The sequence below is a fragment of the Herminiimonas contaminans genome, assembly GCF_015645465.1.
Lineage (GTDB): Bacteria > Pseudomonadota > Gammaproteobacteria > Burkholderiales > Burkholderiaceae_D > Oxalicibacterium > Oxalicibacterium contaminans.
Genome location: NZ_JADOEL010000010.1, coordinates 51,293 through 74,693, shown reverse-complemented (window position 1 = coordinate 74,693; position 23,401 = coordinate 51,293). Strand labels below are relative to the sequence as shown.

The following is a 23,401-nucleotide window of genomic DNA, read 5'->3' as shown; positions in this document are numbered from 1 at the left end:
CTCAGGTACAGGCACGTGCTTCCTGGCGTGGGAAGGTCGTGCGTATCTTGTCCAGGTTCGCCTTGGTCGCTGCGTCTATACGACGGAACTGGAACGCGACTTTAGGTGCGCTTAGGTGATGCGGCCCGACCTTGGCGCTACGCACACCTTTTTGATTCAGCGCCGCCAGATGATTGCGCGCCGCTTCTTCCGATTTAAAAATTCCCAGCGAAATACCCCACTGCAAAGCCGTGTGTTCAGTAATGACAAAGAAATCATCGACACCCAGGCGCTTCAGCTCACCGCCTTTTTTATCCGCAGTTTCCTTGTTGGCGAGAGGCGGGATATAGACGATAAAACGCGCATTTTCCTGTATCTGGCGACGCGACAAGCGCTCACCCAAAGCCAGGCTAGTCAGCTTCGCTTCAAAATTCTTTGCTTCGGCGGCATCAAAATTACCGATCTCGGTGCAGGCCAGTACTTCAACCGGTTTCTCTACCGGCTTTTCCGCTGGTTTCTCTACCGTTTGCGGAATCTTCTCCGGTTCGACCGCAGCTACTTTTTCCGCCTTCCCGGCTTCGGCTTTTTCTTTATCCAGCGGCACCAGTTTCAGCAAGTCTGGATTCAGTTGCTGCTTCAGGCGCAAAGGATCGTGGCTGGGCGGGATCAGGCTATTCAGATAGCCATGCTCAAACGCGTACAAGCCGCCGTTGATCACCAACAATAAGCCGAACAGGATTTTTAGCATGGGGAAGTATGTTGTAACGCTACTGTATGCAAACCGATTAAAACCAGATTATCGACGCGTGTGTAATCTATAGCGAGCTGCGGTGCAATCAAGTCTGCCGCACCGCCTGCCAGTATGCAAGGAATCGGCAGATTCGGATATGCCCGCATTTGCGCCGCCACCGCACGCTCTATCGCGCCCGCCTGCGCCGCCAGGCAACCGCTGACGATGGCGGCATCGGTGTTGTCGGCAAACGGTTGCGTCAAAGTACTTTGCAATGCGACTTGCGGCAACTGCGCAGTATTTCTGGCCAGCGACGAGGCCATCAAACCCAGCCCCGGCAAAATCATGCCGCCTATGAATTCACCGTCTGCACTCAAGGCATCAACCGTGGTCGCAGTACCGCAAGTGGCAACCACCAGCGGCCCGTCAGGGAACAAGGCATGCGCACCTATTGCAGCAGCAAAGCGGTCTGCACCTAGTTGCGTCGGATTCAGATAACGGTTCTTCACCCCACCCAGCTCCGCCGCCGAAGCAAACCATTCCAGTGCCACTGGTTTGGTACCCAGCGTATGCAATACCGCGCGCTCCAGTTCGCCCCGCAATTCATGCCCGGCCACATTCGACAACATGACGCGGCCTATACTGAAACCACGCCAGGCCTCAATCAGTGCCCCAGCTTCTGCCCGTGCGACGCTGCCATGCTGCAGCCATTTGCCAGGTGTCTGCTCAGGCGCGGAACGATCAACCAGCGCCCATTTAATACGTGTATTTCCTGCATCGACCAATAAGAGCATCGTCATTCCTCCCTGATCCGCAACGATACATCGCCTGCGGCTATCGTGATGCGCCCTTGTGCCGTATCAAGCAGCAAGCGTCCGCTTGCGTCCACTCCGGCGGCCTGGCCGCTATGCAGCACCTGACCCTGATCAAGAATATTAACCGTCTGCCCGGCATATGCATCCAGCGTATTCCATGCCTCGACAAACGCGGCAAATCCATGCTGCTCGAATACCGGCAAAGCTTGCGCAAAGCCGTCCAGCAAGGTGGCCATGACACGCTCAGGCTCACGCGCCAGCTCGGTCGCTGCACCTATCGCACGGCCGGTTTGCGCACTCAGGTCAGCCGCCTGTGCAATATTAATCCCGACACCGATCACCGCCCACGTGGCAACCTGTCCCGACTTGTCGACGACTGTTTCGATCAGGATGCCAGCCAGCTTGCCCTCATCCTTCAAGACATCATTAGGCCACTTCAGGCGCGCTTCAACACCATAGCTACGCAAGGCTTCAGCGATCACGACACCAACTGCCAGCGGCAAACCCAGCAAGCCTTGCAGCGGCAAATTGAATTTCCAGGCCAGTGAAAAAGTCAGCGCAGAACCAGGCGGCGTGTGCCAGGCGCGACCAGCGCGTCCCTTGCCCGCTGTTTGCAACTGTGTCCATAACAGGGTTGGTTGCTGCAGATGGACGGCACGTGCCAGCAAGTCGGCATTGGTGGACCCTGTCTCCGCCACGATCTCCAGCGCGATGCCTTGCGCAGCGGGTGCGCACAGGCTGGCCAGTCGTTGTGGTGTGGGGAGTGCAGTCATGTGCGCATTGTAACGGGATGCTTGCCCCGGCGAAACTGATGTCCGTGCAAATCTGCGGCTGAAGTGCTGGCGTGACGCAAATTGCAATCTCCCTTACACTTGCCTGCATGCATAACTACGCGTTGCCCACCCTGAGCTACACGCAGAACGACCAGGCCACTGTGATTGCAGCAGGCTCATGGCAGGTGCGTGCGCTAGCCGATCCGGCGCAGCCAGGGGTGATGGAGAAAATCAGCGCCACGCTGCGCGGGGTGCGCAAAGTCGATGAAACGCACTGGAATCTGTCACAGATAGAAGCGCTCGATTACATCGGTGCACAACTACTATGGAATGCCTGGGGCAAGAAACGCCCGGCCCGGCTGACACTGGCACCGCAGCATGAAACCTTCTTCCAGCGGCTGGAACAAACCGGCACCCTGCAGGTAAAGAAAGTCCCGCAACACCGCTGGTACACCCTCTCTGCCTATCTGCAATTCAAAATGCGCATGGTCGACCATGTGCTCGGCTTCATCACGCTGATAGGCCAACTGGTGATGGACCTGGGACGCTTCCTGCGCCTGCCGCAACGCGGACCGTGGAAGGAAATATCGGCCAATACTTTTCATACCGGTTATCAGGCGCTGGGCATTACTGCGCTGGTCGGCTTCCTGATTGGGGTCGTGCTGTCTTATTTGTCGGCACAACAATTGCATCAATTCGGCGGTGATATTTTCCTCGTCAACATCCTCGGCATGAGCGTGATCCGCGAACTCGGCCCTTTGCTGGCAGCCATCCTGGTGGCCGGTCGCTCCGGCTCGTCGATTACCGCGCAACTAGGCGTCATGCGCGTCACCGAAGAACTGGATGCGATGCTGGTCATGGGCTTGCCGCATGGCTACCGCCTCATCATGCCCAAGGTCATCGCACTGGCGATCTCGATGCCACTGCTGGTGGTCTGGACCGATGCAATGGCTTTGCTGGGCGGCATGGTGGCGGCGAATGCGGAGCTGGGGCTGTCCTTCAAATATTTTTTACGTGAATTGCCGGATGCCGTACCACTGGCCAATTACTGGATAGGTTTGGGTAAAGGCGTCGTCTTCGGCAGCCTGATCGCACTGGTAGCCTGCCACTTTGGCTTGCGCATCAAACCCAATACCGAAAGCCTGGGCGCAGGCACGACGATCTCGGTCGTGACCGCGATTACCGTTGTCATCCTGGCTGATGCCGTGTTTGCGATCGTCTTTAGCGGAGTGGGGTTCTGATGCTGCCCGAAATCGATCCCAATCTGGCCGCCTGCACGGATGACCATGCGGAGAATCCGCAAACGATTATAGAAATCGATAATCTGAGCACGCGCTTTGGCGATGTGGTGGTGCACGAAAACCTGAGCCTGAAAATCAATCAGGGAGAAATCGTTTCGCTGGTGGGTGGATCCGGCTCCGGCAAAACCGTGCTGCTGCGCCAGATGCTGGGGCTGAATCAGCCAGCCAGCGGCACTGTGCGCGTATTTGGTGAAGACATTAATCGCATCAGTGCAGAGCATCTGCAGCAATTACGCAATCGCTGGGGTATGCTGTTCCAGCAGGGTGCATTGTTCTCGGCGCTGACAGTTTTTGATAATGTCGCGCAACCTATGCGCGAATTGCGCGTCCTACCCAGACAATTGATACGCGATGCCGCTTTGCTGAAGCTGCAAATGGCGGGCATAGGTCCGGAACATGCACTGAAGATGCCATCCGATTTATCCGGCGGCATGATCAAGCGGGTCGCGCTGGCACGTGCATTGGCGCTGGAACCGGAACTATTGTTCCTGGATGAGCCTACCGCCGGACTGGATCCAAACGCATCAGAAAGCTTCGTCAACCTGATACGTGAATTGCGCGACGAGATGCATCTGACCGTGGTCATGGTGACCCATGATCTCGATACCTTGTTTGCGTTGTCGTCGCGGGTAGCAGTATTGGCAGACAAACACATCATTGCCTATTGCAGGCCGGATAAGGTCGTCGAGTTCAAGCATCCGTTTATCGAAACATTTTTCCGCGGTGAACGCGGACAACGCGCATTTGAAGCATTACCCGAGAAACCGGGGCAGAACCAGGGAGGAGAGTCGTCATCACTCTAAAGATCAATTATGGAAAATAAAGCGCATGCATTAATGGCCGGTATTTTCACGATCGTCCTGTTGATCGCCGCGGTGCTGATCGCACTCTGGTTCAATCGTGATCGCGTCGAACGCGTACCTTATGAAATCGCCACCACCCTGTCCGTACCGGGCCTGAATCCACAGGCCGGCGTGCGCTATCGCGGGCTGGATGTCGGCCGCGTCGATGCGGTCTTGTTCGACCCGCAAAAACCGGGACAGATCCTGATCCGTTTCAGTGTCTCCAAAGACACGCCGATTACGCATTCCACTTTTGCCACGCTCAGCTATCAGGGCGTGACCGGTCTCGCTTACGTACAGCTGGATGACGATGGCTCGCAACCAGAGCTGCTGCCTTCGTCGAAAAACAAAGTGGCACGCATCACCTTGCGCGCCAGCCTGCTCGACACACTGCAACTACGTGGCCTGGCGATCCTGAAGCAAACCGAAGAACTGGCATCCAAGGTCAATGGGATGTTGTCTGAAGAAAGCCAGAAAACCATACTCGGTGCATTCAGCGATGTCAGTGCCGCCGCTAACAAGATAGAAAAAATCCCGCAACAGCTGCAACCGACGCTGGATAAACTACCCGCCCTCGCCAACAAAGCCGATAGCGCGCTCAACTCGATCAACCGTTTCTCCGATGAAGCGTCGCAAATCACGAGCAAGCTGAACGCAACCGGTGGCCCGATAGACAGCTTCAGCGATACCATAGGCAAGGTTGGCTCTGCTGCTTCGACAGTCGAGTACCAGGCGTCGCCATTAATAGATGAAACCCGTACTTCGATGCGCTCACTGAATCGCGCACTGGAATCATTTAATCAGCGACCACAAGGCATACTGTTTGGCCCCGGCCGGATACAACCCGGCCCAGGTGAAGCCGGCTTCAGTGCGCCAGCACCATAAGATCACTGCCAAGGATAGCCAAGATGACGATCGCTCGCAGACTACTGATAACACTTGCACTGGCAAGCAGCGCCGTGCTCGCTGGTTGTGTTGGTAATACATCCGCACCCGCACTGTATGACCTCGGCCCGCTTAAAGCACAGGCGACGCAGAACGCGAACCTGCCAGCCATCAGCGTTGCCGATGTGGTAGCGCCTAGCTGGCTGGACACGCCGATGATGTTTTACCGTCTCAATTACGCGAACGGCCAGCAACCACGCCCGTATGCAGGCAGCCAGTGGGCGATGCCGCCAGCCGAATTGCTCGAGCAAAGATTGAAAACACGCTTGTCGCAAGCAGGCGGCATCGTGGTTCCGGCGGATAATGGCGCAGCGAACTTGCCGATACTGCGTATAGAGCTCGATGATTTTTCCCAGTCATTTGATAGCGCGCAGCACAGCACGATATCGATCGCAATGCGCGCGTCATTGTTTGATGGCCGCAATTTGCGTGCGCAAAAAATGTTTAGTCGACAGCTGCCAACTGCGAGCGCAGATGCACAAGGCGGCGCAGCAGCACTGGCAGCAGCCAGCGATGACATCATTAATGAAATAGCAGCATGGTTATCAACAGTAGCGACGAAAAAATAATCCCGGCACCAGCGCCACTACCGCAAGCATCGACGTTTTCACGCGGTGGCTTGCTGGCTTATCTATTCCTGATTGTTTATGCGAGCCTGTTTCCATTCACTGGCTGGCAGGACGTCGGCATCCCGCTGCAAACTTACTTCCTGGCGACCATCCCGCCGCGTTACTGGACCGGATTTGACCTGCTGACCAATATCCTCGGTTATATTCCGCTCGGCATCCTGGCGGTGTATGCGCTGTATCCGCAGGTACGCCGCTTTGGTGCGTTATTGCTCGCCACCCTGCTCGGCATCGTCTTGTCTGGTGCGATGGAAGCAACCCAAGCTTATTTACCCAGCCGCGTGGCCTCCAACCTGGATTTACTGACCAATAGTTGCGGAGCATTAATCGGCGCCATCATAGGTGTCGCCAGCAGCCACCTGGTACTGGAGCGTAGCCGCCTGCGCCATATCCGGCAGCGCTGGTTCACGGCAGAAGCCAGCCGTGGCCTGACTATTTTTGCACTTTGGCCGCTGGCGCAAATTTATCCGCAAAGTTATTTATTCGGCCAGGGTCAGCTCTTCCCTATCCTGTCCGACTGGTTATCGGAATGGCTGGCCACACCTATCGACCTCGGTAGCTTCTTGCGCAATGGCGTACAACTTACAGTCGAACAGTACTGGCTGACCGAAGCCATCATTACCGCCTGTGGTGTTGCCGGAGCCTTGCTGGCGCTCGCCTGCATGCTGCGCGACAAGGCACCGCGTGTCGTCCTCCTGCTACTCCTGTTGCTGGCAGCACTCGCGGTCAAAGGGCTGGCTACCGCCATCTTCTTTAGTCCGGATGCGGCCTTTGCCTGGATGACACCGGGCGCACAAGGTGGCTTGCTGCTGGGACTGGCCTTGCTGACCGGCCTGGCTTTCCTGTCGCGCACCCATCAGCGACGCGCTGCGGCTGGCTTATTGATCGCAGGCCTGATAGTCGTCAACATTGCTCCGGCCAATCCTTACTTCATTGCCACGCTGGAAACCTGGGTACAGGGCAAATTCCTCAACTTCAACGGTGCTGCGCAATTCCTGTCGCTGTTCTGGCCATTTGCCGCCTTGTGGTTCCTACTGCATTCCAGTCATCGCGTGAAGCGAAAATGACAGGGGTGTATCATCTTGGTCTTTAATGCAGATCACGCCTCATATTCCCCTCATGTCTGAAAACAAACAGTTTTTTGGCCAACACTTATTCATTTGCATGAATCAGCGCGACGATGGTCGCGAGTGCTGCGCCGAACGCGGTGCGCATGCCGCACAAAAGCACCTGAAGGCACGCGTCAAGGAGCTGGGCCTTAGCCGCAGTGGCGAAGTCCGCGTCAACCAGTCCGGTTGCCTCGGTCGCTGTGAAGAAGGCCCGGTCATCGTGATCTATCCGCAAGGCACCTGGTACACCTATGTCGACAATGAAGACCTTGATGAAATCATCGACGTCCATCTGGTTGGCGGCAAAGTTGTTGAACGTCTGAAAATCTGAAACCCGGCATGCTGCGCACGATCTGCGCGGCTGCCTCCATCCCATTCATACGCTATACGTCATGAACGCACAAACACAATACTTCACGCTGGACGGCATCGCCGGTACGCTGGAATGCGCCCTCGACCTGCCAGCCACGGATACCCCACGCGGCTTCGCGCTGGTCGCCCATCCGCACCCGCTGTATGGCGGCACCATGGATAACAAAGTCGTGCACACGCTGGTGCGCTCCTTCGTCACACTCGGCTATGCCGCCTTCCGCATGAATTTCCGCGGCGTCGGTGCATCCGGCGGCGTACACGATGGTGGCGCAGGTGAAACCGACGACATGGCGCAACTGTTAGCGTATGCACAAGAAAAATATCCGGAACTGCCATTTGCGCTGTCCGGCTTTTCTTTCGGCACCTTCGTCCAGGCGCAATTGCAAAAACGCCTGGAAGAACAAGGCCGCTCCGCCGAGCGCCTGGTACTGGTCGGCACCGCCGCCGGCAAATGGCCGCTGCCTACGGTTCCGGCCGGGACTATCCTGATCCACGGCGAGCAGGATGAAACCATCCCGCTAACCAATGTATTTGAATGGGCACGTCCGCAAGACCTGCCTGTATTGGTGGTTCCAGGCTGCGATCACTTTTTTAATCGCAAACTGCAACATATCAAGAATCACGTTGTCGAAGTGTGGCCGCGCTAAGCTGCCGCATTGATAAACATTCATCTTGCGTGATCGATCTGCAGCACGCGCAGCGCTATAATCCGATAACTTTTCCAAATCGAAGCCCGCATTTGTACGCGGGCATCCACCACAGAGTCCAATGAAAAAATTACTTGCGGCTATCGCTGCTACCGTCCTATCGCTTTCCTCCGCTTTTGCCCAAAGTGTTCCGTCGCCTACCATTGCCGCCAAATCGTGGTTACTGCTGGATGCAACCAGCAACCAGGTACTGGCATCGAATGAACCTGATATGCGTATTGAACCGGCATCGCTGACAAAACTGATGACTGCGTATGTAGCCTTCACCGCAATCCAGGACAAAAAACTGGACCTGAACCAAATGATCACGATTTCCACCAATGCGTGGAAAGTGGATCCGAGCAGCTCGAAAATGTTTATCGAACCGCGCGTACCAGTCAAAGTAAATGACTTGCTGTACGGCCTGATCGTGCAATCCGGCAATGACGCTGCGGTAGCAATCGCCGAAGCCGTTGCCGGTACCGAAGATGCCTTCGTCGCGCTGATGAACCGCGAAGCCGAACGCATGGGCATGAAGTCCACCCACTTCGCCAACCCGCACGGCCTGCCTAGCGCCAGCAACTACTCGACCGCACGTGACCTGTCGGTACTGGCGTCGCACCTGATCAACGATCACCCTGAGTTCTACAAGATTTATTCGACCAAAGAATATACCTACAACAACATCAAGCAACCTAACCGCAACCGCCTGCTGTGGCTGGACCCGACCGTAGACGGCATGAAAACCGGTTACACCCAGGGCGCTGGTTACTGCCTGATCTCAACCGCCAAACGTCCTAACGGCACCGGCGAACGCCGCCTGATCTCGGTCGTACTCGGCACCATTTCCGACCAGGCTCGTGCCCAGGAAAGCCAAAAACTGCTGAACTGGGGTTTCCTCAACTTCGACACCGTCAAGCTGTACGCGAAGAACGAGCCTATCGCCACTCCGAATGTCTGGAAAGGCACACAAAACACCGTCAAGATCGGCTTCACCCGTGACGTCTACGTGACCGTCCCTAAAGGCGTCGCCAATTCGATGAAACCAGTACTGGCACGCAAGGACCCACTGGTTGCACCTATCGACAAAAACAGCCAGGTCGGCACCATCAAGGTCATGTCGGCTGACGGCAAAGTGGTTTCCGAATTACCTGTCCTGGCGCTGGAACAAGTCGGACAGGCTGGCCTCTTCGGTCGCGCGCTGGATTCGATCCGCTTGTGGGTGCACTAATCCACTGATGCTTACGCGGCGTGAGGCCTGATCCTCACGTCACAATAACGGCAGGCTCAACTTCGGTTGACCCTGCCGTTTTTGTTTGGCGCAAGCATGCCGTCCGTCAACATCTGTAGGCAAGGCACCGCCGGTCCGGGGTTTGTGCCAGAATTGGGTTCTCCCCACTGAAGGAATGGTGACATGGACCACGATCCCCTCGTCTACCTGAACGGCAGTATGACGCCTCTCTCCGAAGCCCAAATATCTGTATTGGACCGGGGCTTTATTTTTGGCGACGGCATCTACGAAGTCATACCCATTTACGCCCGCAAACCATTCCGGCCACAACAACACCTGGCGCGGCTGTCCCGCGGCCTGGCCGCCATCGGCATCAACAACCCGCATACCGAAGAGGAGTGGCTGGCGCTAGTCACGCGCGTAGCGACAGCGGCAAGCACGCCGGATCAGCTGGCGTATATACAGGTGACGCGCGGTGTAGCGAAACGTGCGCATGCCTTCCCGAATGTGGAATTGACGCCTACGGTATTCATCATGGCGAATCCGCTCACACCTCCATCCGAGCAGGTACGCACCCATGGCGTGGCTTGTGTCTCGATGGAAGACAAACGCTGGCTACATTGCGAAATCAAATCCATCTCGCTGCTGGGCAACGTGCTGGCTGCGCAAAATGCAGCGGAACACGATGCCAATGAATCCATCCAGTTCCGCGATGGTTTTTTGACCGAAGGATCGGCCTCCAATGTCTGGATAGTCAGACAAGGTATACTGTCGGGTCCGCCCAGAGATAATTTGATCCTGGAAGGCATACGTTACGGCTTGATGGAAGAGTTATGCGCGGCGAACAATATTCCGTTCGAGTCGCGCCGCATCAGCCGCGATGAAGTATTTACCGCTGACGAAGTACTCTTGTCGTCGGCATCCAAGGAAGTCTTGCCTGTCATCTCCATAGACGGCCAGGCCATAGCAAACGGGCAACCCGGCCCCATTTATAAACAACTATACAAGGCATATCAGGATGCCAAATTTGCCTGAAATGCAGTCCGACAACACTATGTTGCTGGAACAAATGACAACTTAAAAGTAGCCCACTATGACAGAACCAAGCAAACCAACTGATGCAGTCGATCCGATGGAAAACCTGATCGAGTATCCAAGCGACTTCCCTATCAAAGTCATGGGCCTGACGCACGATCAATTCGTCCCGACTATTATCGAAGTCGTCACCATCCACGATCCGGAATTCCACGAAGGCCGCGTAGCGCAACGCCCTTCTTCAGCCGGCAACTATCTGTCGCTGACGATTACCGTGCGCGCCACCAGCCGCGAGCAACTCGACAATCTGTATCGCGCCCTGTCGTCGCACCCTATGGTGAAGTACGTCCTGTAATCCCGTGGACCTGTCCGTGCCACACCAACCCTTGGTCCTGCAACGCGGGCTGGAGGATTACGCCACCACCTTTGCCGCCATGCGTGCATTCACCGATGCGCGTACGGTGGCGACCGCCGACGAACTGTGGATAGTCGAGCACCCGCCCGTCTTCACCCTCGGACTGGCCGCCGACCCCTCACATGTGCTGGACCCGCACGACATCCCTGTCGTCGAAACCGACCGTGGCGGCGAAGTCACTTATCACGGCCCGGGTCAGGTTGTTATCTATTTGCTACTGGATTTGCGCCGTCACAAGGCCGATGCCCGCCTCTTTGCCAGGGAACTGGTGAATAAAATCGAACAGGCTGTGATCGATACGCTGGCGGCGTATAATCTTGCCTGCGAGCGCAAACCCGGCGCGCCCGGCATCTATATGTCGGACGGACCGGCACAAGGCGCCAAAATCGCTGCACTGGGCCTGAAGATACGTGGCAACGGTTGCACGTATCACGGCGTTTCGCTGAATGTTGCGATGGATCTGACCCCGTTTACCTGGATCAATCCCTGCGGTTATGAAGACCTGGCTACCATCGATATGCAAAGCCTGGGCGCGCAGGCAACATTATCTGAAGTGCAAAACGCACTGGCAGACAGATTAAGCAAAAGCCTGTCGCGTTAGACCGGCAGCAACACCGCATTACCCGTAGCACCATTATTTTTATCGTGGCAATGACGAACGTCGGCGCCACGCGTCCTTAGCCAGCACTGTTACCCGGCGCTGACATAAGGGCGACTGACATAAAGCGACCAGCCTGATGACTACCGAGACAAATCCAGCCGTAACGCCTGCATACAACCCTAGCGAAAAGCAAAAGGGCGCCGCCAAAACCGTACGTATCCCGATCAAGGTGATACCGATGGAGCGCCTGCCCAAGCCCGACTGGATACGTGTCAAAGCTGCTTCGCCATCCACCCGCTTCTACGAAATCAAAGACATCCTGCGTGCCAACAACCTCGTCACCGTGTGCGAGGAAGCCAGCTGCCCTAACATCGGCGAATGCTTCGGCAAAGGCACTGCAACCTTCATGATCATGGGTGACAAGTGCACCCGTCGCTGCCCGTTCTGCGATGTCGGCCACGGCCGCCCGGACCCGCTCGACGTCAATGAACCAGAGAACCTGGCCAAGACCATCGCTGCGCTGCGCCTGAATTACGTGGTGATTACATCCGTCGATCGTGACGACTTGCGCGACGGCGGTGCCGGTCACTTTGCCGAATGCATACGCCGGGTACGCGAACTGTCGCCGAACACCCGTATTGAAATCCTGGTACCTGACTTCCGCGGTCGCATGGATCGTGCGCTGGAAATCCTGAATGCAGCACCACCGGATGTGATGAACCACAATCTGGAAACCGCACCGCGCCTGTACAAGGAAGCGCGTCCAGGTTCCGATTACGAATACTCGCTGAACCTGTTGAAACGCTTCAAGGCGCAGCATCCAAACACACCTACCAAATCCGGCATCATGGTCGGCCTCGGCGAGACCGATGAAGAAGTGCTGCAAGTCATGCGCGACATGCGCGCCCACGATGTCGACATGCTCACCATCGGCCAGTATCTGATGCCTAGCGGCGACCACTTGCCAGTGCGCCGTTACGTGCACCCTGACACCTTCAAAATGTATGAAGAAGAAGCCTACAAAATGGGCTTCGCACACGCAGCTGTCGGCGCGATGGTACGCAGCTCTTACCATGCCGACCAGCAGGCACATGGCGTGACCACCGCACTCAACGATGTCGTTAACAAGTAAATCGAAATAACTCAGCAACCCGCAACGCGGTTAAATATCAGGGAAGAAGGAAAGTAACAATGAATGACCGTAACGCGGGTAGCGAAAAGAAAAATTCGCCGGCTACCGTTTTATTCGCCAGTCTGATCGGCACCACCATCGAATTTTTCGATTTCTACATCTACGCCACTGCAGCAGTCCTGGTTTTCCCCACCCTCTTCTTTCCTTCATCGAATCCCACCGCTGGCATGCTGCAATCGCTGGCAACCTTCGCGATCGCTTTCTTTGCCCGCCCGGTCGGCTCCGCCGTGTTCGGTCACTACGGTGATCGTATAGGCCGCAAGGCAACGCTGGTCGCCGCTTTGCTGACCATGGGTATCTCTACCGTGGTGATCGGCTTGCTGCCGACCTATGAAGCAATCGGCACGCTCGCGCCGCTGCTGCTGGCTTTGTGCCGCTTCGGCCAGGGTCTGGGCCTGGGTGGTGAGTGGGGTGGCGCGGTCTTGCTGGCAACTGAAAACGCACCACCGGGCAAAATCGCCTGGTATGGCTGCTTCCCGCAACTGGGCGCACCACTCGGCTTCTTCCTCTCCGGCGGTATCTTCCTGCTGTTGAGTGAAACCCTGACCAATGAACAATTCTTCAGCTACGGTTGGCGCATTCCTTTCATCGCCAGTGCGGTGCTGGTACTGGTCGGCTTGTATGTGCGCCTGAAAATTACCGAGACACCCGTGTTCCAGAAGGTGATCGATAAAAACGAACGCGTCAAAGTGCCTATCGCCACCATCTTCAGCGAACACAGCCGCCTGCTGGTACTCGGCACTATCATCGCTACCGCGACCTTTGTATTGTTCTACCTGATGACCGTATTTGCGCTGAGCTGGGGTACCACCGGCCTGGGTTACACCCGCAAGGAATTCCTCATCCTGCAATTGTTTGCGGTTGTCTTCTTCGCGCTGACCATCCCGATCTCCGCGCTGCTGGCAGATAAATATGGCCGTCGCATCACCATGATCTTGGTATCTATCGCCATCGTGCTGTTCGGCTTCCTGATCGCGCCTATGTTCGTCGCGAATGATGCAATCGGCGTCACACTGTTCCTGTCGCTCGGCCTGGCGCTGATGGGCATGACCTACGGTCCGCTCGGCACCATGTTGTCGGAATTGTTCCCAACTGAAATCCGTTACACCGGCGTTTCGCTCACATTCAATCTCGGTGGTATCGTCGGCGCATCGCTGGCGCCATATGCTGCGACCTGGCTGGCGACCAATTATGGTTTGCACTACGTCGGTTACTACCTGTCGGGCGCAACCGTATTGACACTGCTGGCATTGCTGCTGGTAGGCAAGCAAAAATCGATCACGGAATCGGCACTTACGCCATCCGGCAGCAATACCTGATCAGGTATTACTGACTATAAAAAAGTCCGGTACAGCATCAGCTGACCGGACTTTTTTTATGCGATACGTAATGGCTTACGCAGGCAAAATTTCTTCGGCATCATCTTCCTCACCGAGGAAGCCACCACTCTGATGCGCCCACAGCCGCGCATACAAACCATTGCGTTCCAGCAGCTCACGATGCGTGCCTTCTTCCACGATGCTGCCTTTATCCAATACGATCAGCCTGTCCATTGCCGCGATAGTCGACAAGCGATGCGCAATCGCGACCACGGTCTTACCTTCCATCAGTTGATACAAACTGGTCTGGATCGCGGCTTCCGCTTCGGAGTCGAGCGCACTGGTCGCTTCATCCAGCAACAGGATAGGCGCATCCTTCAGCATTACGCGTGCAATGGCGATGCGCTGACGCTGGCCACCAGATAACTTCACGCCACGCTCACCAACGTGCGCATCGTAACCGGTGCGACCTTTGGCATCGCTCAGGGTCAGGATGAAGTCATGCGCTTCTGCGCGCTTGGCGGCAGCGATCATTTGCTCATCCGACGCATCCGGACGACCATACAGGATGTTGTCGCGTACCGAGCGATGCAGCAGCGAAGTATCCTGCGTCACCATGCCAACTTGTGCACGCAAGCTGGTTTGCGTCACATGCGCGATATCCTGACCGTCTATCAGGATCCTGCCCTGCTCGATATCGTAAAAGCGCAGCAAGAGATTCACGATGGTGGACTTGCCCGCACCGGAGCGACCAACCAGGCCGACCTTCTCACCCGGACGTATCGTCAGGTCCAGCTTCTCTATCACCGAGCGCGTACCGCCATAAGCAAAGCCGACACCTTCAAACACCAGCTCACCTTTATCTACCTGCAAGGGCAATGCATCCGGTGCATCGACCACAGTGTGCGCACGCGACAAGGTATTGATACCGTCCTGCACGGTGCCGACCTGCTCAAACAGGCTGGCCATTTCCCACATCACCCAATGCGAAATACCGTTCAGGCGCAAAGCCATCGCGGTTGCCGCTGCGACCGCTCCTATGCCGACCTGTCCGAGTGTCCATAACCACAGCGCCACACCTGCAGTGCTGAGGATCAGCAACATGCTCAAAGCATGGTTGACGATTTCAAAGCCGCTGACCAGGCGCATCTGGTTATGCACCGCCCCCAGGAATTCCTGCATCGCATTGCGCGCATAGCTGGCTTCACGTCCCGCATGTGAAAACAGTTTTACCGTGCCGATGTTGGTATATGCATCGGTGATGCGGCCTGTCATCAGCGAACGCGCATCAGCCTGACGTCGTGAAACCTTGCTCAGACGCGGCACGAAGTAACGCAGGGCAACGCCATACAAGGCTGCCCAGGTCATGAAAGGTGCCAGCATCCACAGATCGAAGGTACCAACCACACTCACCAGGGTGACGAAGTAAATCAGTACGAATACCAGGATGTCGCCCATGATCATGCAGACGTCGCGCACTGCGAGCGCAGTCTGCATCACCTTGGCCGCGACACGACCGGCAAATTCATCCTGATAAAACCCCATGCTCTGGTTCAGCATCAGGCGATGGAAGTTCCAGCGCAGCTGCATAGGGAAGTTGCCTGCCAGCGCCTGGTGCTTGAACAAGGTTTGCAAGGCGACCAGGATCACGCTGAGTATCAGCACCCCGGCCAGCATCAGCAGGCTCTGGCGCTCCTGCGTCCACAACAGTGCAGGCTGCACTTTGCTAAGCCAGTCAACAATGCGTCCCATCATCGCAAATAGCAGCGCTTCAAACACGCCGATAGCAGCCGTCAACAAAGTCATGGCCGCGATATAACGGCGCGCGCCTTTGGTACAGGCCCAGACAAAGGCAATAAATCCATTTGGTGGTGTAGCAGGCACTTCTTCCTGATACGGGTGCAACATTTTTTCAAACCAGACAAACATTCACTTCTCCAAATTAGCCGGATAGCCGCCACGCTCAGGCGATCCGGTCTGTGACAGCCACCACGCTCACAACGCGCGTGCGACGATCTTCATGCAATTTTCTTTGTATTCCGCCGACCTTCGGCTACCCTATGGCTCTCTTATCCATTTCCCCAGAGGACGCCCATGATCATTGCGAAATTCCTACACATCCTCGGCTTCACGGTCTGGGTCGGCGGCATGTTTTTCGCGCACAATGCTTTGCGCCCGACTGCAGCCACCGTGCTGGAACCACCGCAACGCCTGACTTTGCTGTCAGGTGTGTTCAGCAAATTCTTCGTCTGGGTCTGGATCTCGGTCGCACTGATACTCGGTAGCGGGCTGTATATGATGGCCCTGATGGGCAAACCACCGCTTTATGTCACCTTGATGTCGGTCATCGGCATCGTCATGATGCTGATTTTCGGCCACATCTTTTTCGCACCTTACCGTCGCCTGCTGCGCGCTGTTGCAGCGCAGGAATGGAAAGCTGGCGGCGCCGCGATGGCGACTATCCGCAAACTGGTGGGAATCAACTTGATACTCGGGTTGGTGACGATCGTCATCGGTACGCTGGGACCGCTGCTGCAATAAATAACTCAGTCCGCGCATGGAATGTTTCTGAAACAGAAGTATTCCATGCCGTACAGCATACATGAATTGTCATTTTCGCGAACGATGCCGCTTTGCGAACAGTAAACTCCCCCGCCACACCGCAAAAAATAAGGCACTCACCTCAATTTTAAAAAGTTGCAGGCGAGCATACAAAGCAAGTCTGTTATTATTGACGGGCTGAAAAAATCGGCAACAGGATTTTATAAGCAGTGCGCAACATGCGCGCGCACGGTTTAGACATGCTGACCTCCGGTCAGTACCAGATGGGCCAATGGCGACCATCCGTCGGTACAACGCCATGTGTATCCAGATACGTTCAGGATGTTCAAGGAAGAAATACAAGCTGCACTTGCCCGCTCTAAGCGCGCGAGGCTAAGCCGGCGGTGTGCGCTGCAATAGCAGGCAGGAATTTTGCTAAAGCAGCAAGTACGCGATGCCTTTCTTGTGCATTGAATTTTGATAAGTCCGTCTTCTATATAGATCTCGCGGCAAGGTGCAGGCTGAAAATGAAAGTTTCAATTTCCGCTTGATGCCCCTGCCGCTCATTCTCACGCCAGGGTGACATATCAACCTGCGTCAACAGAATGACGGGCTGAGACACTGATTTTTATCAAATATAAAGGAATACACATCTATGACATACACATCCTGAACTCATCCGGTCGACGGTCGCTGATGTAACCCGACTCGCCATTTCTCCTGATTGTTTTCCTGCGCATGTATAGACTTATTCCAGAATCCTTACTGTTACTCTCCCTCGTCATCGTTCCCTTCATAGGCTGCGTAATCGCCGCCTGCATGCCTGCAAATGCGCGCAACCGCGAATCCTTGCTGGCTGGCGGTGTCGCCCTGTATGGCCTGTTGGTCTCTGCATTCCTATATCAAGAAGTCGGCTCCGGTGAAATCGTGCGTTACCAGGCAGCGTGGCTGCCTATGCAAGGCGTGGATTTTGTACTCAGGATGGATGGGCTGGCGTGGTTGTTTGTCATGCTGGTGCTGGGTGTCGGTTTGCTGGTGGTGCTGTATGCGCGTTATTACATGTCACCGGAAGATCCGGTCCCGCGTTTCTTCGCCTTCCTGCTCGCCTTCATGGGCTCAATGCTGGGCGTGGTCCTCTCCGGCAACCTGATCCAGCTGGTCGTATTCTGGGAGCTGACCAGCCTCACCTCGTTCTTGCTCATCGGTTACTGGCATCATCGTATCGACGCCCGTCGCGGCGCGCGTATGGCATTTACCGTCACCGCCGCCGGTGGCCTGTGCCTGCTGTGCGGCGTACTGATCCTCGGCCACATCGTCGGCAGCTACGATATGGATACCGTGTTGGCAGCTGGCGACAAAATCCGCGCCCATCACTGGTATGTCGCCGCCCTGGTACTGGTCGCGCTGGGCGCACTAACCAAGAGCGCACAATTCCCGTTCCACTTCTGGTTGCCGCACGCTATGGCGGCACCAACCCCGGTTTCGTCCTACCTGCACTCGGCCACCATGGTGAAAGCCGGTGTATTCCTGTTGATCCGTTTCTGGCCTGCACTGTCCGGCACCGAAGAATGGACCTGGCTGATTGCCGGCGCTGGCGTATGTACTTTGCTGATCGGTTCCTTCATCGCGATTTTTCAGCATGACCTGAAAGGTTTGCTGGCTTACTCCACCATCAGTCATCTGGGCCTGATCACCGTGTTGCTGGGCATAGGCTCACCACTGGGCGTGGTCGCAGCCATTTTCCACACGCTGAATCACGCGATTTTCAAAGCTTCGCTCTTTATGGCGGCGGGCATCATCGATCATGAAACCGGCACCCGTGACATGCGCGTACTGCGCGGCCTGCGCCATGCGATTCCGATCACGGCAACGCTGGCGATCGTGGCCAGTGCTTCGATGGCAGGCGTCCCCTTGCTCAACGGTTTCCTGTCCAAGGAAATGTTCTTCGCCGAAACCCTGCATGTAGGCGGCACCGAAAACTGGTGGATGTCGTATGCGGCGGTGGCCATGGGTATTTTCAGCGTCGCTTATTCGCTGCGTTTCATCAGCGTCTTCTTCGGCCAATTACCGAAGGACTTGCCCAAGACACCGCACGAACCGCCACGCTGGATGCGCTTCCCGGTGGAATTCCTCGTATTGCTGTGCCTGATCGTCGGCATCATTCCTGGCCTCAGCGTCAAACCGTTCCTCAATAGCGCCGTGGTTTCCGTACTGGGTGTGCAAACACCTGAATACGATCTCGGCATGTGGCATGGCTTCAACCTGCCGCTGCTGATGAGCTTCATCGCGCTCGCGGGCGGCATCGTGTTCTACATCATCCTGCGTCGCTACTTCTACCTCGCATCGCGTGAAAACGTACCTATCCTGCACCGCCTGAGCGGTGCACAAGCGTATGAATCGACCATGTTGCGTATCTCGGCTGGCGCTGCACTGCTGGTGAAATGGCTGGGCACACGTCGCTTGCAACCACAACTCTTCCTGATGATGGTGGCAATGATAGGTGTACCGCTGCTGATGGTGCGACCATTGCCGGTACTGAATGCAGCTTCGTTTGCGAATGTTGATCCGCTGTTTGCGCTGATGTGGGTTATCGGTTGCGTCTGTGCGCTCGCGGGTGCATGGCAGGCGAAGTATCACCGACTGGCTGCATTGATCCTGGTCGGTGGCACCGGCGTAGTCGTCAGCATGACCTTCCTGTGGTTGTCGGCACCGGATCTGGCACTGACACAGATGATGGTGGAAACCGTCACCGCCGTCCTGATCCTGCTCGGTCTGCGCTGGCTGCCACGTCGTCTGGTACCGCGTGAATTGAATATGCAAATCCCGCGTACGGTCTGGCTGCGTCGTTCCCGCGATTTGATCCTGGCCATCATCGGCGGTGTCAGCATCGCGGCGGTCAGCTATGCGGTCCTGACGCACCCGCAACCGTCCAGCATCGGTGACTTCTTCCTGCTGCGCGCGCTGTCCGAAGGTGGTGGCTCGAACGTGGTGAACGTCTTGCTGGTGGACTTCCGCGGCTTCGATACCATGGGTGAAATCACCGTGCTCGCCATTGTGGCGCTGACGGTCTACGCGCTGTTGCGTCGTTTCCGTCCAGCGCCGGAAAGCATGGCACCACCGGAACAGCAAATCAGCAATATTGACCTGGCCACACGTCAAACCCCGGCCGAACAAGTCGAAGTCGGCTACCTGATGGTGCCTGGCGTCTACCTGCGCTTCCTGCTGCCGTTCATGGCGATGATCGTGGTGTACTTCTTCATGCGCGGCCATAACCTGCCCGGCGGCGGCTTTGTCGCAGGCCTGATCTTCGCGGTCGCCATCATCGTGCAATACATGCTGGCCGGTACCACCTGGGTCGAAACCCATTTGCACCTGCGCCCACTGCGCTGGCTATCGTTCGGTCTGGTCACGGCCTGCTTCACTGGCCTCGGTGCCTTCCTGCTCGGCTACCCGTTCCTGACGAGCCACACTGCACACCTGCATTTGCCTGTACTCGGTGAAATTCATGTCCCGAGTGCCTTCTTCTTTGACCTCGGCGTATTCGTCGTCGTGGTCGGTGCCACCATGCTGATCCTGGTTGCACTGGCCCACCAATCGATACGTAGTCGTCGTCCGCAACAAGGTAGCGCTGCCGAAGCAGCTACCACCAACAAGCGAGGGATCGTCTGATGGAAATTGTTATCTCTCTCGCCATCGGTGTTCTGTTTGGCTCCGGCATCTGGCTCATCCTGCGTCCGCGTAGTTTCCAGGTGTTGACCGGCCTGATGCTGATGTCTTATGCAGTCAATCTCTTCATCTTCATCATGGGTCGCCTGTGGGTGAATCGCCCACCGCTGACCCTGGGTGACGCCATTCCTGATCCGGCGCAGTTCACTGATCCGGTGCCGCAGGCACTGGTGCTGACCGCGATCGTGATCGGCTTTGCTACCACGGCTCTGTACCTGGTTGTCATGATCGGTTCGCGCGGCCTGACCGGCACCGATCACGTAGACGGCGAGGAGACCGATTGATGAAGCTGGAGTGGATACAACATTTGATCGTCCTGCCGGTACTGTTGCCGCTGCTGTGCGGTGCGCTGCTGATACTGGTGAATGAAAGCCGACATCAATTCAAGTTCTTCGTGAACCTGACTTCGGTCTTGCTGCAACTCGCACTTGCCATCGTACTGATCCGGCTGACCGACAACGGCGACTGGATGGATGGCATAGGCGTCTACCTGGCCGCCAACTGGTCGGCACCGTTCGGCATCGCACTGGTCGCGGATCGCCTGGCGGCAATGATGCTCTTGCTGACGGCAATCCTCGCAACTGCTGCCTTGCTGTATTCGATGATGCGCTGGAGCCGCATCGGCGTGCATTTCCACACCCTGTTCCAATTCCTGCTGATGGGGATTAACGGTGCATTCCTGACACACGATCTGTTCAATCTGTTCGTGTTCTTCGAAGTCATGCTGGCCGCTTCCTACGGCCTGGTACTGCACGGCTACAACACGGCACGCATACGCGCTGGCATGCAATACATCGCCATCAACCTGGCAGCCTCGTTGTTGTTCCTGATCGGTGTCGCGCTGATCTACGCCAGCACCGGCACGCTGAACATGGCCGATCTCGCCGCACGCATACCGCAGGTCGATGCAAATGATCTGGTGTTCCTGAAGATAGGTATCGCGGTACTCGCCATCGCCTTCCTCGTGAAGAGCGCAATGTGGCCACTCGGTTTCTGGCTGCCAACGACTTACTCCGCAGCCTCGCCACCAGTCGCTGCGATGCTGGTACTGATGACCAAAGTCGGTGCTTACGTCATCCTGCGTTTGTGGTTGCTGATCTTCTCGCCGGACGCCGGTGCGGTAGCAGGTTATGGCTATGACGCGCTGCTGTGGGGCGGCATGGCGACCATCGTCTTTGGTGCGGCGGGCATGCTGGCCAGTGAAGGCCTGGGACGCATGGCCGGTTACGGCGCGATTGTTTCGTCTGGCACGCTGCTGGCCGTGATCGGTTACGGCCAGGCTTCGCTGGTAACAGCAGGCTTGTATTACCTGCTCGGCTCGACCATGGCGATGGCAGCCTTCGTGCTGTTGATCGAACTGGTGGAGCGCATACGTTCGCCCGGTGCCAATATGCTGGCGCTGACCATGGAAGCGTTTGCGATTGAAGAGAAGCCGGAAGAAACTGCCGGTGTCGGCATCCCGGGCGCACTGGCTTTCCTCGGTCTTGCCTTCGCTGGTTGCGCGCTAATCATCGCCGGTTTGCCGCCACTGTCCGGCTTTGTCGCCAAATTCGGCCTATTCCACGCACTGCTGCATCCGGACGCCAGCAACATCCTCATCAGCTCGACTACCTGGGCCCTGATGACGCTGATCGTGCTGTCCGGCCTTGCCGCAATTATTTCACTGATGCGCTTTGGCGTACGTACTTTCTGGGCCTCCGGCGCGATTGCTTCGCCACGCCTGCACTTGAGTGAAGTCCTGCCTATCAGCGCACTGCTCCTGCTGTGCGTGATCCTGACGGTACAAGCCGGGCCGGTATTCGCTTACCTGGAACGCACCAGCAATGATTTGCATAAACCATCGCAATATATAGACCGGGTTATTTCCGAGCCTGCGGTGCCGAATGCTTCTGTTTCCGGAGGTCGCCCATGAAGCGCTGGCTACCCTCACCGCTGATGTCCTGCATCTTGTTCCTGTTCTGGCTGCTGCTGAATGAAAGCCTGGAAGCATCGACGCTGCTGCTGGGCGCGATCCTGGCGATCGTCATTCCGGTCCTGACGCAGCCTTTACAACCGCTGGGTTTCCCGCGCATCTCCAAGCCGCTGACCCTGTTCCGTTTGCTCGCCATGGCGCTGATAGAAATCGTGCGCTCCTGTATCAACGTGAGCCGCCTGATTTTGTTCACACCGCGTAACAAACTGAATTCGCAATTCATACGCATCCCGCTGGATATCCGTAATCCTTACGGCCTCGCGCTGCTGTCCTGCCTGATCAATTCGACGCCGGGTACCGTCTGGGTAGAGATCTTGCCGGACACCCATGAGCTCGCGCTGCACGTGTTCGACTTGCACGACGAACAGTGGTGGATAGATACCATCAAGACGCAGTATGAGCGTCCGCTGATAGAAGTTTTTGAATAGGAGAATATGACATGACGCTATTGCTGGAACTGTCGGTCAAGTTCGCCTTCCTCTGCATCATCCTGGCGATGCTGTGCTGCACGATACGCTTGCTGATAGGCCCGACCGCGCATGACCGCGTGCTTGCGCTGGACACTTTGTGGATGTGCGCGATGTTGCTGGCCCTGATGCTGGGCATACGCTTCGGCGACCTGATTTACTTTGAAGCGGCGATGATGATAGCCCTGCTGGGCTTTGTCTCGACCATCGCCCTGACCAAATTCCTGATGCGCGGGGAGATCATAGAATGAGCGGATTTGAAACCTTGCCAGCCTGGGCCGCACTGCCGGTGGCGATATTGCTGATCGTAGGCGGCGCTGTCATCCTGATCGGCGCACTCGGCCTGCTGCGCCTGCCCAGCTTTTACCAACGCATACATGGCCCAGCCATTACGGTGACGCTGGGCGCTGGCTGCCTGTTGCTGGCGTCCATGCTGTACTTCACCGTGCTGCAATCGCGCCTGGTGATCCATGAACTCATCATCTCTGCCTTCATCCTGATGACGGCACCGGTGGTCGCCATGCTCATCATGCGCGCCGCCGTCTACCGCGACCTGCGCGCGGGCAAGCGCAATGCCGGAGCCGATGCCGGAGCGGTCTACACCTTCCCGGAAAAAGAGTAAGTCCTCCCGCCCGGGTGCGCACTGCACCCGGCGACCCGCCTCCTTTGCTGCTTTACAGTTGTCAATACCCAGTGTTAACGCGGTTTTAACGCCGTTTTGGCA

At 56.5% G+C, this 23,401-nt stretch carries 24 protein-coding genes; 20 read left to right on the top strand and 4 right to left on the bottom strand.

The features are described 5' to 3' along the window. Position 1: 1 nt before the first annotated feature. From IXC47_RS12770 to IXC47_RS12760, 3 genes are read right to left on the bottom strand one after another with little or no spacing between them, the layout of a single operon-like run. On the bottom strand, positions 2–727 hold the full coding sequence (locus IXC47_RS12770) for an SPOR domain-containing protein (RefSeq protein ID WP_175624782.1): 726 nt from the start codon (positions 725–727) through the stop codon (positions 2–4). Beyond that, positions 721–1,503, bottom strand: coding sequence for a type III pantothenate kinase (locus IXC47_RS12765; RefSeq protein ID WP_195875857.1), 783 nt, complete (start codon positions 1,501–1,503; stop codon positions 721–723). The genes IXC47_RS12770 and IXC47_RS12765 overlap by 7 nt, the downstream gene beginning before the upstream one ends. A 2-nt stretch (positions 1,504–1,505) precedes the next feature. Further along, positions 1,506–2,297 carry a biotin--[acetyl-CoA-carboxylase] ligase gene (locus IXC47_RS12760; protein ID WP_195875856.1) on the bottom strand — a complete coding sequence of 264 codons (792 nt, stop codon included), beginning with the start codon at positions 2,295–2,297 and terminating at the stop codon, positions 1,506–1,508. Between the two features lie 107 nt (positions 2,298–2,404). On the opposite strand from IXC47_RS12760, the gene IXC47_RS12755 reads away from it, so the two are divergent. The 13 genes from IXC47_RS12755 to IXC47_RS12695 all read left to right on the top strand — a co-directional run bounded on the left by IXC47_RS12755 (position 2,405) and on the right by IXC47_RS12695 (position 13,971). Next, positions 2,405–3,538: an MlaE family ABC transporter permease gene (locus IXC47_RS12755; protein WP_195875899.1), complete on the top strand. Its 1,134-nt coding sequence runs from the start codon at positions 2,405–2,407 to the stop codon at positions 3,536–3,538. Beyond that, positions 3,538–4,401 carry an ABC transporter ATP-binding protein gene (locus tag IXC47_RS12750; RefSeq protein WP_230089543.1) on the top strand — a complete coding sequence of 288 codons (864 nt, stop codon included), beginning with the start codon at positions 3,538–3,540 and terminating at the stop codon, positions 4,399–4,401. Before IXC47_RS12755 ends, IXC47_RS12750 begins: the two co-directional genes overlap by 1 nt. Before the next feature lie 9 nt (positions 4,402–4,410). Then, positions 4,411–5,325, top strand: a complete 915-nt coding sequence (locus IXC47_RS12745) for an MlaD family protein (RefSeq protein WP_195875855.1) — start codon at positions 4,411–4,413, stop codon at positions 5,323–5,325. A 23-nt stretch (positions 5,326–5,348) separates the two neighbouring features. After that, the gene (locus IXC47_RS12740) at positions 5,349–5,954 is read left to right on the top strand and encodes an ABC-type transport auxiliary lipoprotein family protein (protein WP_175624778.1); all 606 of its coding nucleotides are present in this window, start codon (positions 5,349–5,351) and stop codon (positions 5,952–5,954) included. After that, positions 5,924–7,078, top strand: a complete 1,155-nt coding sequence (locus tag IXC47_RS12735) for a VanZ family protein (RefSeq protein ID WP_195875854.1) — start codon at positions 5,924–5,926, stop codon at positions 7,076–7,078. Before IXC47_RS12740 ends, IXC47_RS12735 begins: the two co-directional genes overlap by 31 nt. Before the next feature lie 52 nt (positions 7,079–7,130). Further along, the gene (locus IXC47_RS12730) at positions 7,131–7,451 is read left to right on the top strand and encodes a (2Fe-2S) ferredoxin domain-containing protein (protein WP_175624776.1); all 321 of its coding nucleotides are present in this window, start codon (positions 7,131–7,133) and stop codon (positions 7,449–7,451) included. Positions 7,452–7,512: 61 nt separating this feature from the next. Beyond that, positions 7,513–8,139 carry an alpha/beta hydrolase gene (locus IXC47_RS12725; protein WP_175624775.1) on the top strand — a complete coding sequence of 209 codons (627 nt, stop codon included), beginning with the start codon at positions 7,513–7,515 and terminating at the stop codon, positions 8,137–8,139. Between the two features lie 121 nt (positions 8,140–8,260). Further along, on the top strand, positions 8,261–9,409 hold the full coding sequence (locus IXC47_RS12720) for a D-alanyl-D-alanine carboxypeptidase family protein (RefSeq protein WP_175624774.1): 1,149 nt from the start codon (positions 8,261–8,263) through the stop codon (positions 9,407–9,409). Positions 9,410–9,592: 183 nt separating this feature from the next. After that, positions 9,593–10,444, top strand: a complete 852-nt coding sequence (locus IXC47_RS12715) for a D-amino acid aminotransferase (RefSeq protein ID WP_195875853.1) — start codon at positions 9,593–9,595, stop codon at positions 10,442–10,444. A 58-nt stretch (positions 10,445–10,502) separates the two neighbouring features. Then, complete coding sequence (locus IXC47_RS12710) at positions 10,503–10,799, top strand: HP0495 family protein (protein WP_175624772.1); 297 nt, start codon at positions 10,503–10,505, stop codon at positions 10,797–10,799. A 10-nt stretch (positions 10,800–10,809) separates the two neighbouring features. Beyond that, on the top strand, positions 10,810–11,460 hold the full coding sequence (gene lipB / locus IXC47_RS12705; RefSeq protein ID WP_175625201.1) for a lipoyl(octanoyl) transferase LipB: 651 nt from the start codon (positions 10,810–10,812) through the stop codon (positions 11,458–11,460). Between the two features lie 136 nt (positions 11,461–11,596). After that, positions 11,597–12,592, top strand: a complete 996-nt coding sequence (gene lipA / locus IXC47_RS12700) for a lipoyl synthase (RefSeq protein ID WP_175624771.1) — start codon at positions 11,597–11,599, stop codon at positions 12,590–12,592. Between the two features lie 59 nt (positions 12,593–12,651). Continuing rightward, positions 12,652–13,971, top strand: coding sequence for an MFS transporter (locus IXC47_RS12695; protein ID WP_195875852.1), 1,320 nt, complete (start codon positions 12,652–12,654; stop codon positions 13,969–13,971). Between the two features lie 75 nt (positions 13,972–14,046). On the opposite strand, the gene IXC47_RS12690 is transcribed toward IXC47_RS12695, so the two are convergent. Then, positions 14,047–15,900: an ABC transporter ATP-binding protein gene (locus tag IXC47_RS12690; RefSeq protein ID WP_195875851.1), complete on the bottom strand. Its 1,854-nt coding sequence runs from the start codon at positions 15,898–15,900 to the stop codon at positions 14,047–14,049. Between the two features lie 165 nt (positions 15,901–16,065). Here IXC47_RS12690 and IXC47_RS12685 point away from each other — a divergent pair, with 165 nt between their 5' ends. The 7 genes from IXC47_RS12685 to mnhG all read left to right on the top strand — a co-directional run bounded on the left by IXC47_RS12685 (position 16,066) and on the right by mnhG (position 23,299). After that, a complete protein-coding gene (locus tag IXC47_RS12685) occupies positions 16,066–16,512 on the top strand; it encodes a DUF4149 domain-containing protein (protein WP_195875850.1) in 447 nt (148 codons plus the stop codon). Between the two features lie 738 nt (positions 16,513–17,250). After that, entirely contained in the window at positions 17,251–20,181 is a 2,931-nt protein-coding gene (locus tag IXC47_RS12680; RefSeq protein ID WP_195875849.1) for a monovalent cation/H+ antiporter subunit A, read from the top strand. Continuing rightward, a complete protein-coding gene (locus tag IXC47_RS12675; protein ID WP_124574336.1) occupies positions 20,181–20,522 on the top strand; it encodes a Na+/H+ antiporter subunit C in 342 nt (113 codons plus the stop codon). The genes IXC47_RS12680 and IXC47_RS12675 overlap by 1 nt, the downstream gene beginning before the upstream one ends. Further along, on the top strand, positions 20,522–22,150 hold the full coding sequence (locus IXC47_RS12670; RefSeq protein WP_195875897.1) for a monovalent cation/H+ antiporter subunit D: 1,629 nt from the start codon (positions 20,522–20,524) through the stop codon (positions 22,148–22,150). Before IXC47_RS12675 ends, IXC47_RS12670 begins: the two co-directional genes overlap by 1 nt. Further along, positions 22,147–22,638 carry a Na+/H+ antiporter subunit E gene (locus IXC47_RS12665; protein ID WP_195875848.1) on the top strand — a complete coding sequence of 164 codons (492 nt, stop codon included), beginning with the start codon at positions 22,147–22,149 and terminating at the stop codon, positions 22,636–22,638. Before IXC47_RS12670 ends, IXC47_RS12665 begins: the two co-directional genes overlap by 4 nt. An 11-nt stretch (positions 22,639–22,649) precedes the next feature. Further along, positions 22,650–22,928, top strand: coding sequence for a K+/H+ antiporter subunit F (locus tag IXC47_RS12660; RefSeq protein WP_124574334.1), 279 nt, complete (start codon positions 22,650–22,652; stop codon positions 22,926–22,928). After that, the gene (gene mnhG / locus IXC47_RS12655; protein WP_175624762.1) at positions 22,925–23,299 is read left to right on the top strand and encodes a monovalent cation/H(+) antiporter subunit G; all 375 of its coding nucleotides are present in this window, start codon (positions 22,925–22,927) and stop codon (positions 23,297–23,299) included. Before IXC47_RS12660 ends, mnhG begins: the two co-directional genes overlap by 4 nt. The last annotated feature ends 102 nt before the right edge of the window (positions 23,300–23,401 follow it).

Excerpts from the sequence above, each read along its gene's own strand:
- IXC47_RS12770 (WP_175624782.1), bottom strand. The coding sequence starts at position 727 with ATGCTAAAAATCCTGTTCGGCTTATTGTTGGTGATCAACGGCGGCTTG.
- IXC47_RS12765 (WP_195875857.1), bottom strand. The coding sequence starts at position 1,503 with ATGCTCTTATTGGTCGATGCAGGAAATACACGTATTAAATGGGCGCTG.
- IXC47_RS12760 (WP_195875856.1), bottom strand. The coding sequence starts at position 2,297 with ATGACTGCACTCCCCACACCACAACGACTGGCCAGCCTGTGCGCACCC.
- IXC47_RS12755 (WP_195875899.1), top strand. The coding sequence starts at position 2,405 with ATGCATAACTACGCGTTGCCCACCCTGAGCTACACGCAGAACGACCAG.
- IXC47_RS12750 (WP_230089543.1), top strand. The coding sequence starts at position 3,538 with ATGCTGCCCGAAATCGATCCCAATCTGGCCGCCTGCACGGATGACCAT.
- IXC47_RS12745 (WP_195875855.1), top strand. The coding sequence starts at position 4,411 with ATGGAAAATAAAGCGCATGCATTAATGGCCGGTATTTTCACGATCGTC.
- IXC47_RS12740 (WP_175624778.1), top strand. The coding sequence starts at position 5,349 with ATGACGATCGCTCGCAGACTACTGATAACACTTGCACTGGCAAGCAGC.
- IXC47_RS12735 (WP_195875854.1), top strand. The coding sequence starts at position 5,924 with ATGGTTATCAACAGTAGCGACGAAAAAATAATCCCGGCACCAGCGCCA.
- IXC47_RS12730 (WP_175624776.1), top strand. The coding sequence starts at position 7,131 with ATGTCTGAAAACAAACAGTTTTTTGGCCAACACTTATTCATTTGCATG.
- IXC47_RS12725 (WP_175624775.1), top strand. The coding sequence starts at position 7,513 with ATGAACGCACAAACACAATACTTCACGCTGGACGGCATCGCCGGTACG.
- IXC47_RS12720 (WP_175624774.1), top strand. The coding sequence starts at position 8,261 with ATGAAAAAATTACTTGCGGCTATCGCTGCTACCGTCCTATCGCTTTCC.
- IXC47_RS12715 (WP_195875853.1), top strand. The coding sequence starts at position 9,593 with ATGGACCACGATCCCCTCGTCTACCTGAACGGCAGTATGACGCCTCTC.
- IXC47_RS12710 (WP_175624772.1), top strand. The coding sequence starts at position 10,503 with ATGACAGAACCAAGCAAACCAACTGATGCAGTCGATCCGATGGAAAAC.
- lipA (WP_175624771.1), top strand. The coding sequence starts at position 11,597 with ATGACTACCGAGACAAATCCAGCCGTAACGCCTGCATACAACCCTAGC.
- IXC47_RS12695 (WP_195875852.1), top strand. The coding sequence starts at position 12,652 with ATGAATGACCGTAACGCGGGTAGCGAAAAGAAAAATTCGCCGGCTACC.
- IXC47_RS12690 (WP_195875851.1), bottom strand. The coding sequence starts at position 15,900 with ATGTTTGTCTGGTTTGAAAAAATGTTGCACCCGTATCAGGAAGAAGTG.
- IXC47_RS12685 (WP_195875850.1), top strand. The coding sequence starts at position 16,066 with ATGATCATTGCGAAATTCCTACACATCCTCGGCTTCACGGTCTGGGTC.
- IXC47_RS12680 (WP_195875849.1), top strand. The coding sequence starts at position 17,251 with ATGTATAGACTTATTCCAGAATCCTTACTGTTACTCTCCCTCGTCATC.
- IXC47_RS12675 (WP_124574336.1), top strand. The coding sequence starts at position 20,181 with ATGGAAATTGTTATCTCTCTCGCCATCGGTGTTCTGTTTGGCTCCGGC.
- IXC47_RS12670 (WP_195875897.1), top strand. The coding sequence starts at position 20,522 with ATGAAGCTGGAGTGGATACAACATTTGATCGTCCTGCCGGTACTGTTG.
- IXC47_RS12665 (WP_195875848.1), top strand. The coding sequence starts at position 22,147 with ATGAAGCGCTGGCTACCCTCACCGCTGATGTCCTGCATCTTGTTCCTG.
- IXC47_RS12660 (WP_124574334.1), top strand. The coding sequence starts at position 22,650 with ATGACGCTATTGCTGGAACTGTCGGTCAAGTTCGCCTTCCTCTGCATC.
- mnhG (WP_175624762.1), top strand. The coding sequence starts at position 22,925 with ATGAGCGGATTTGAAACCTTGCCAGCCTGGGCCGCACTGCCGGTGGCG.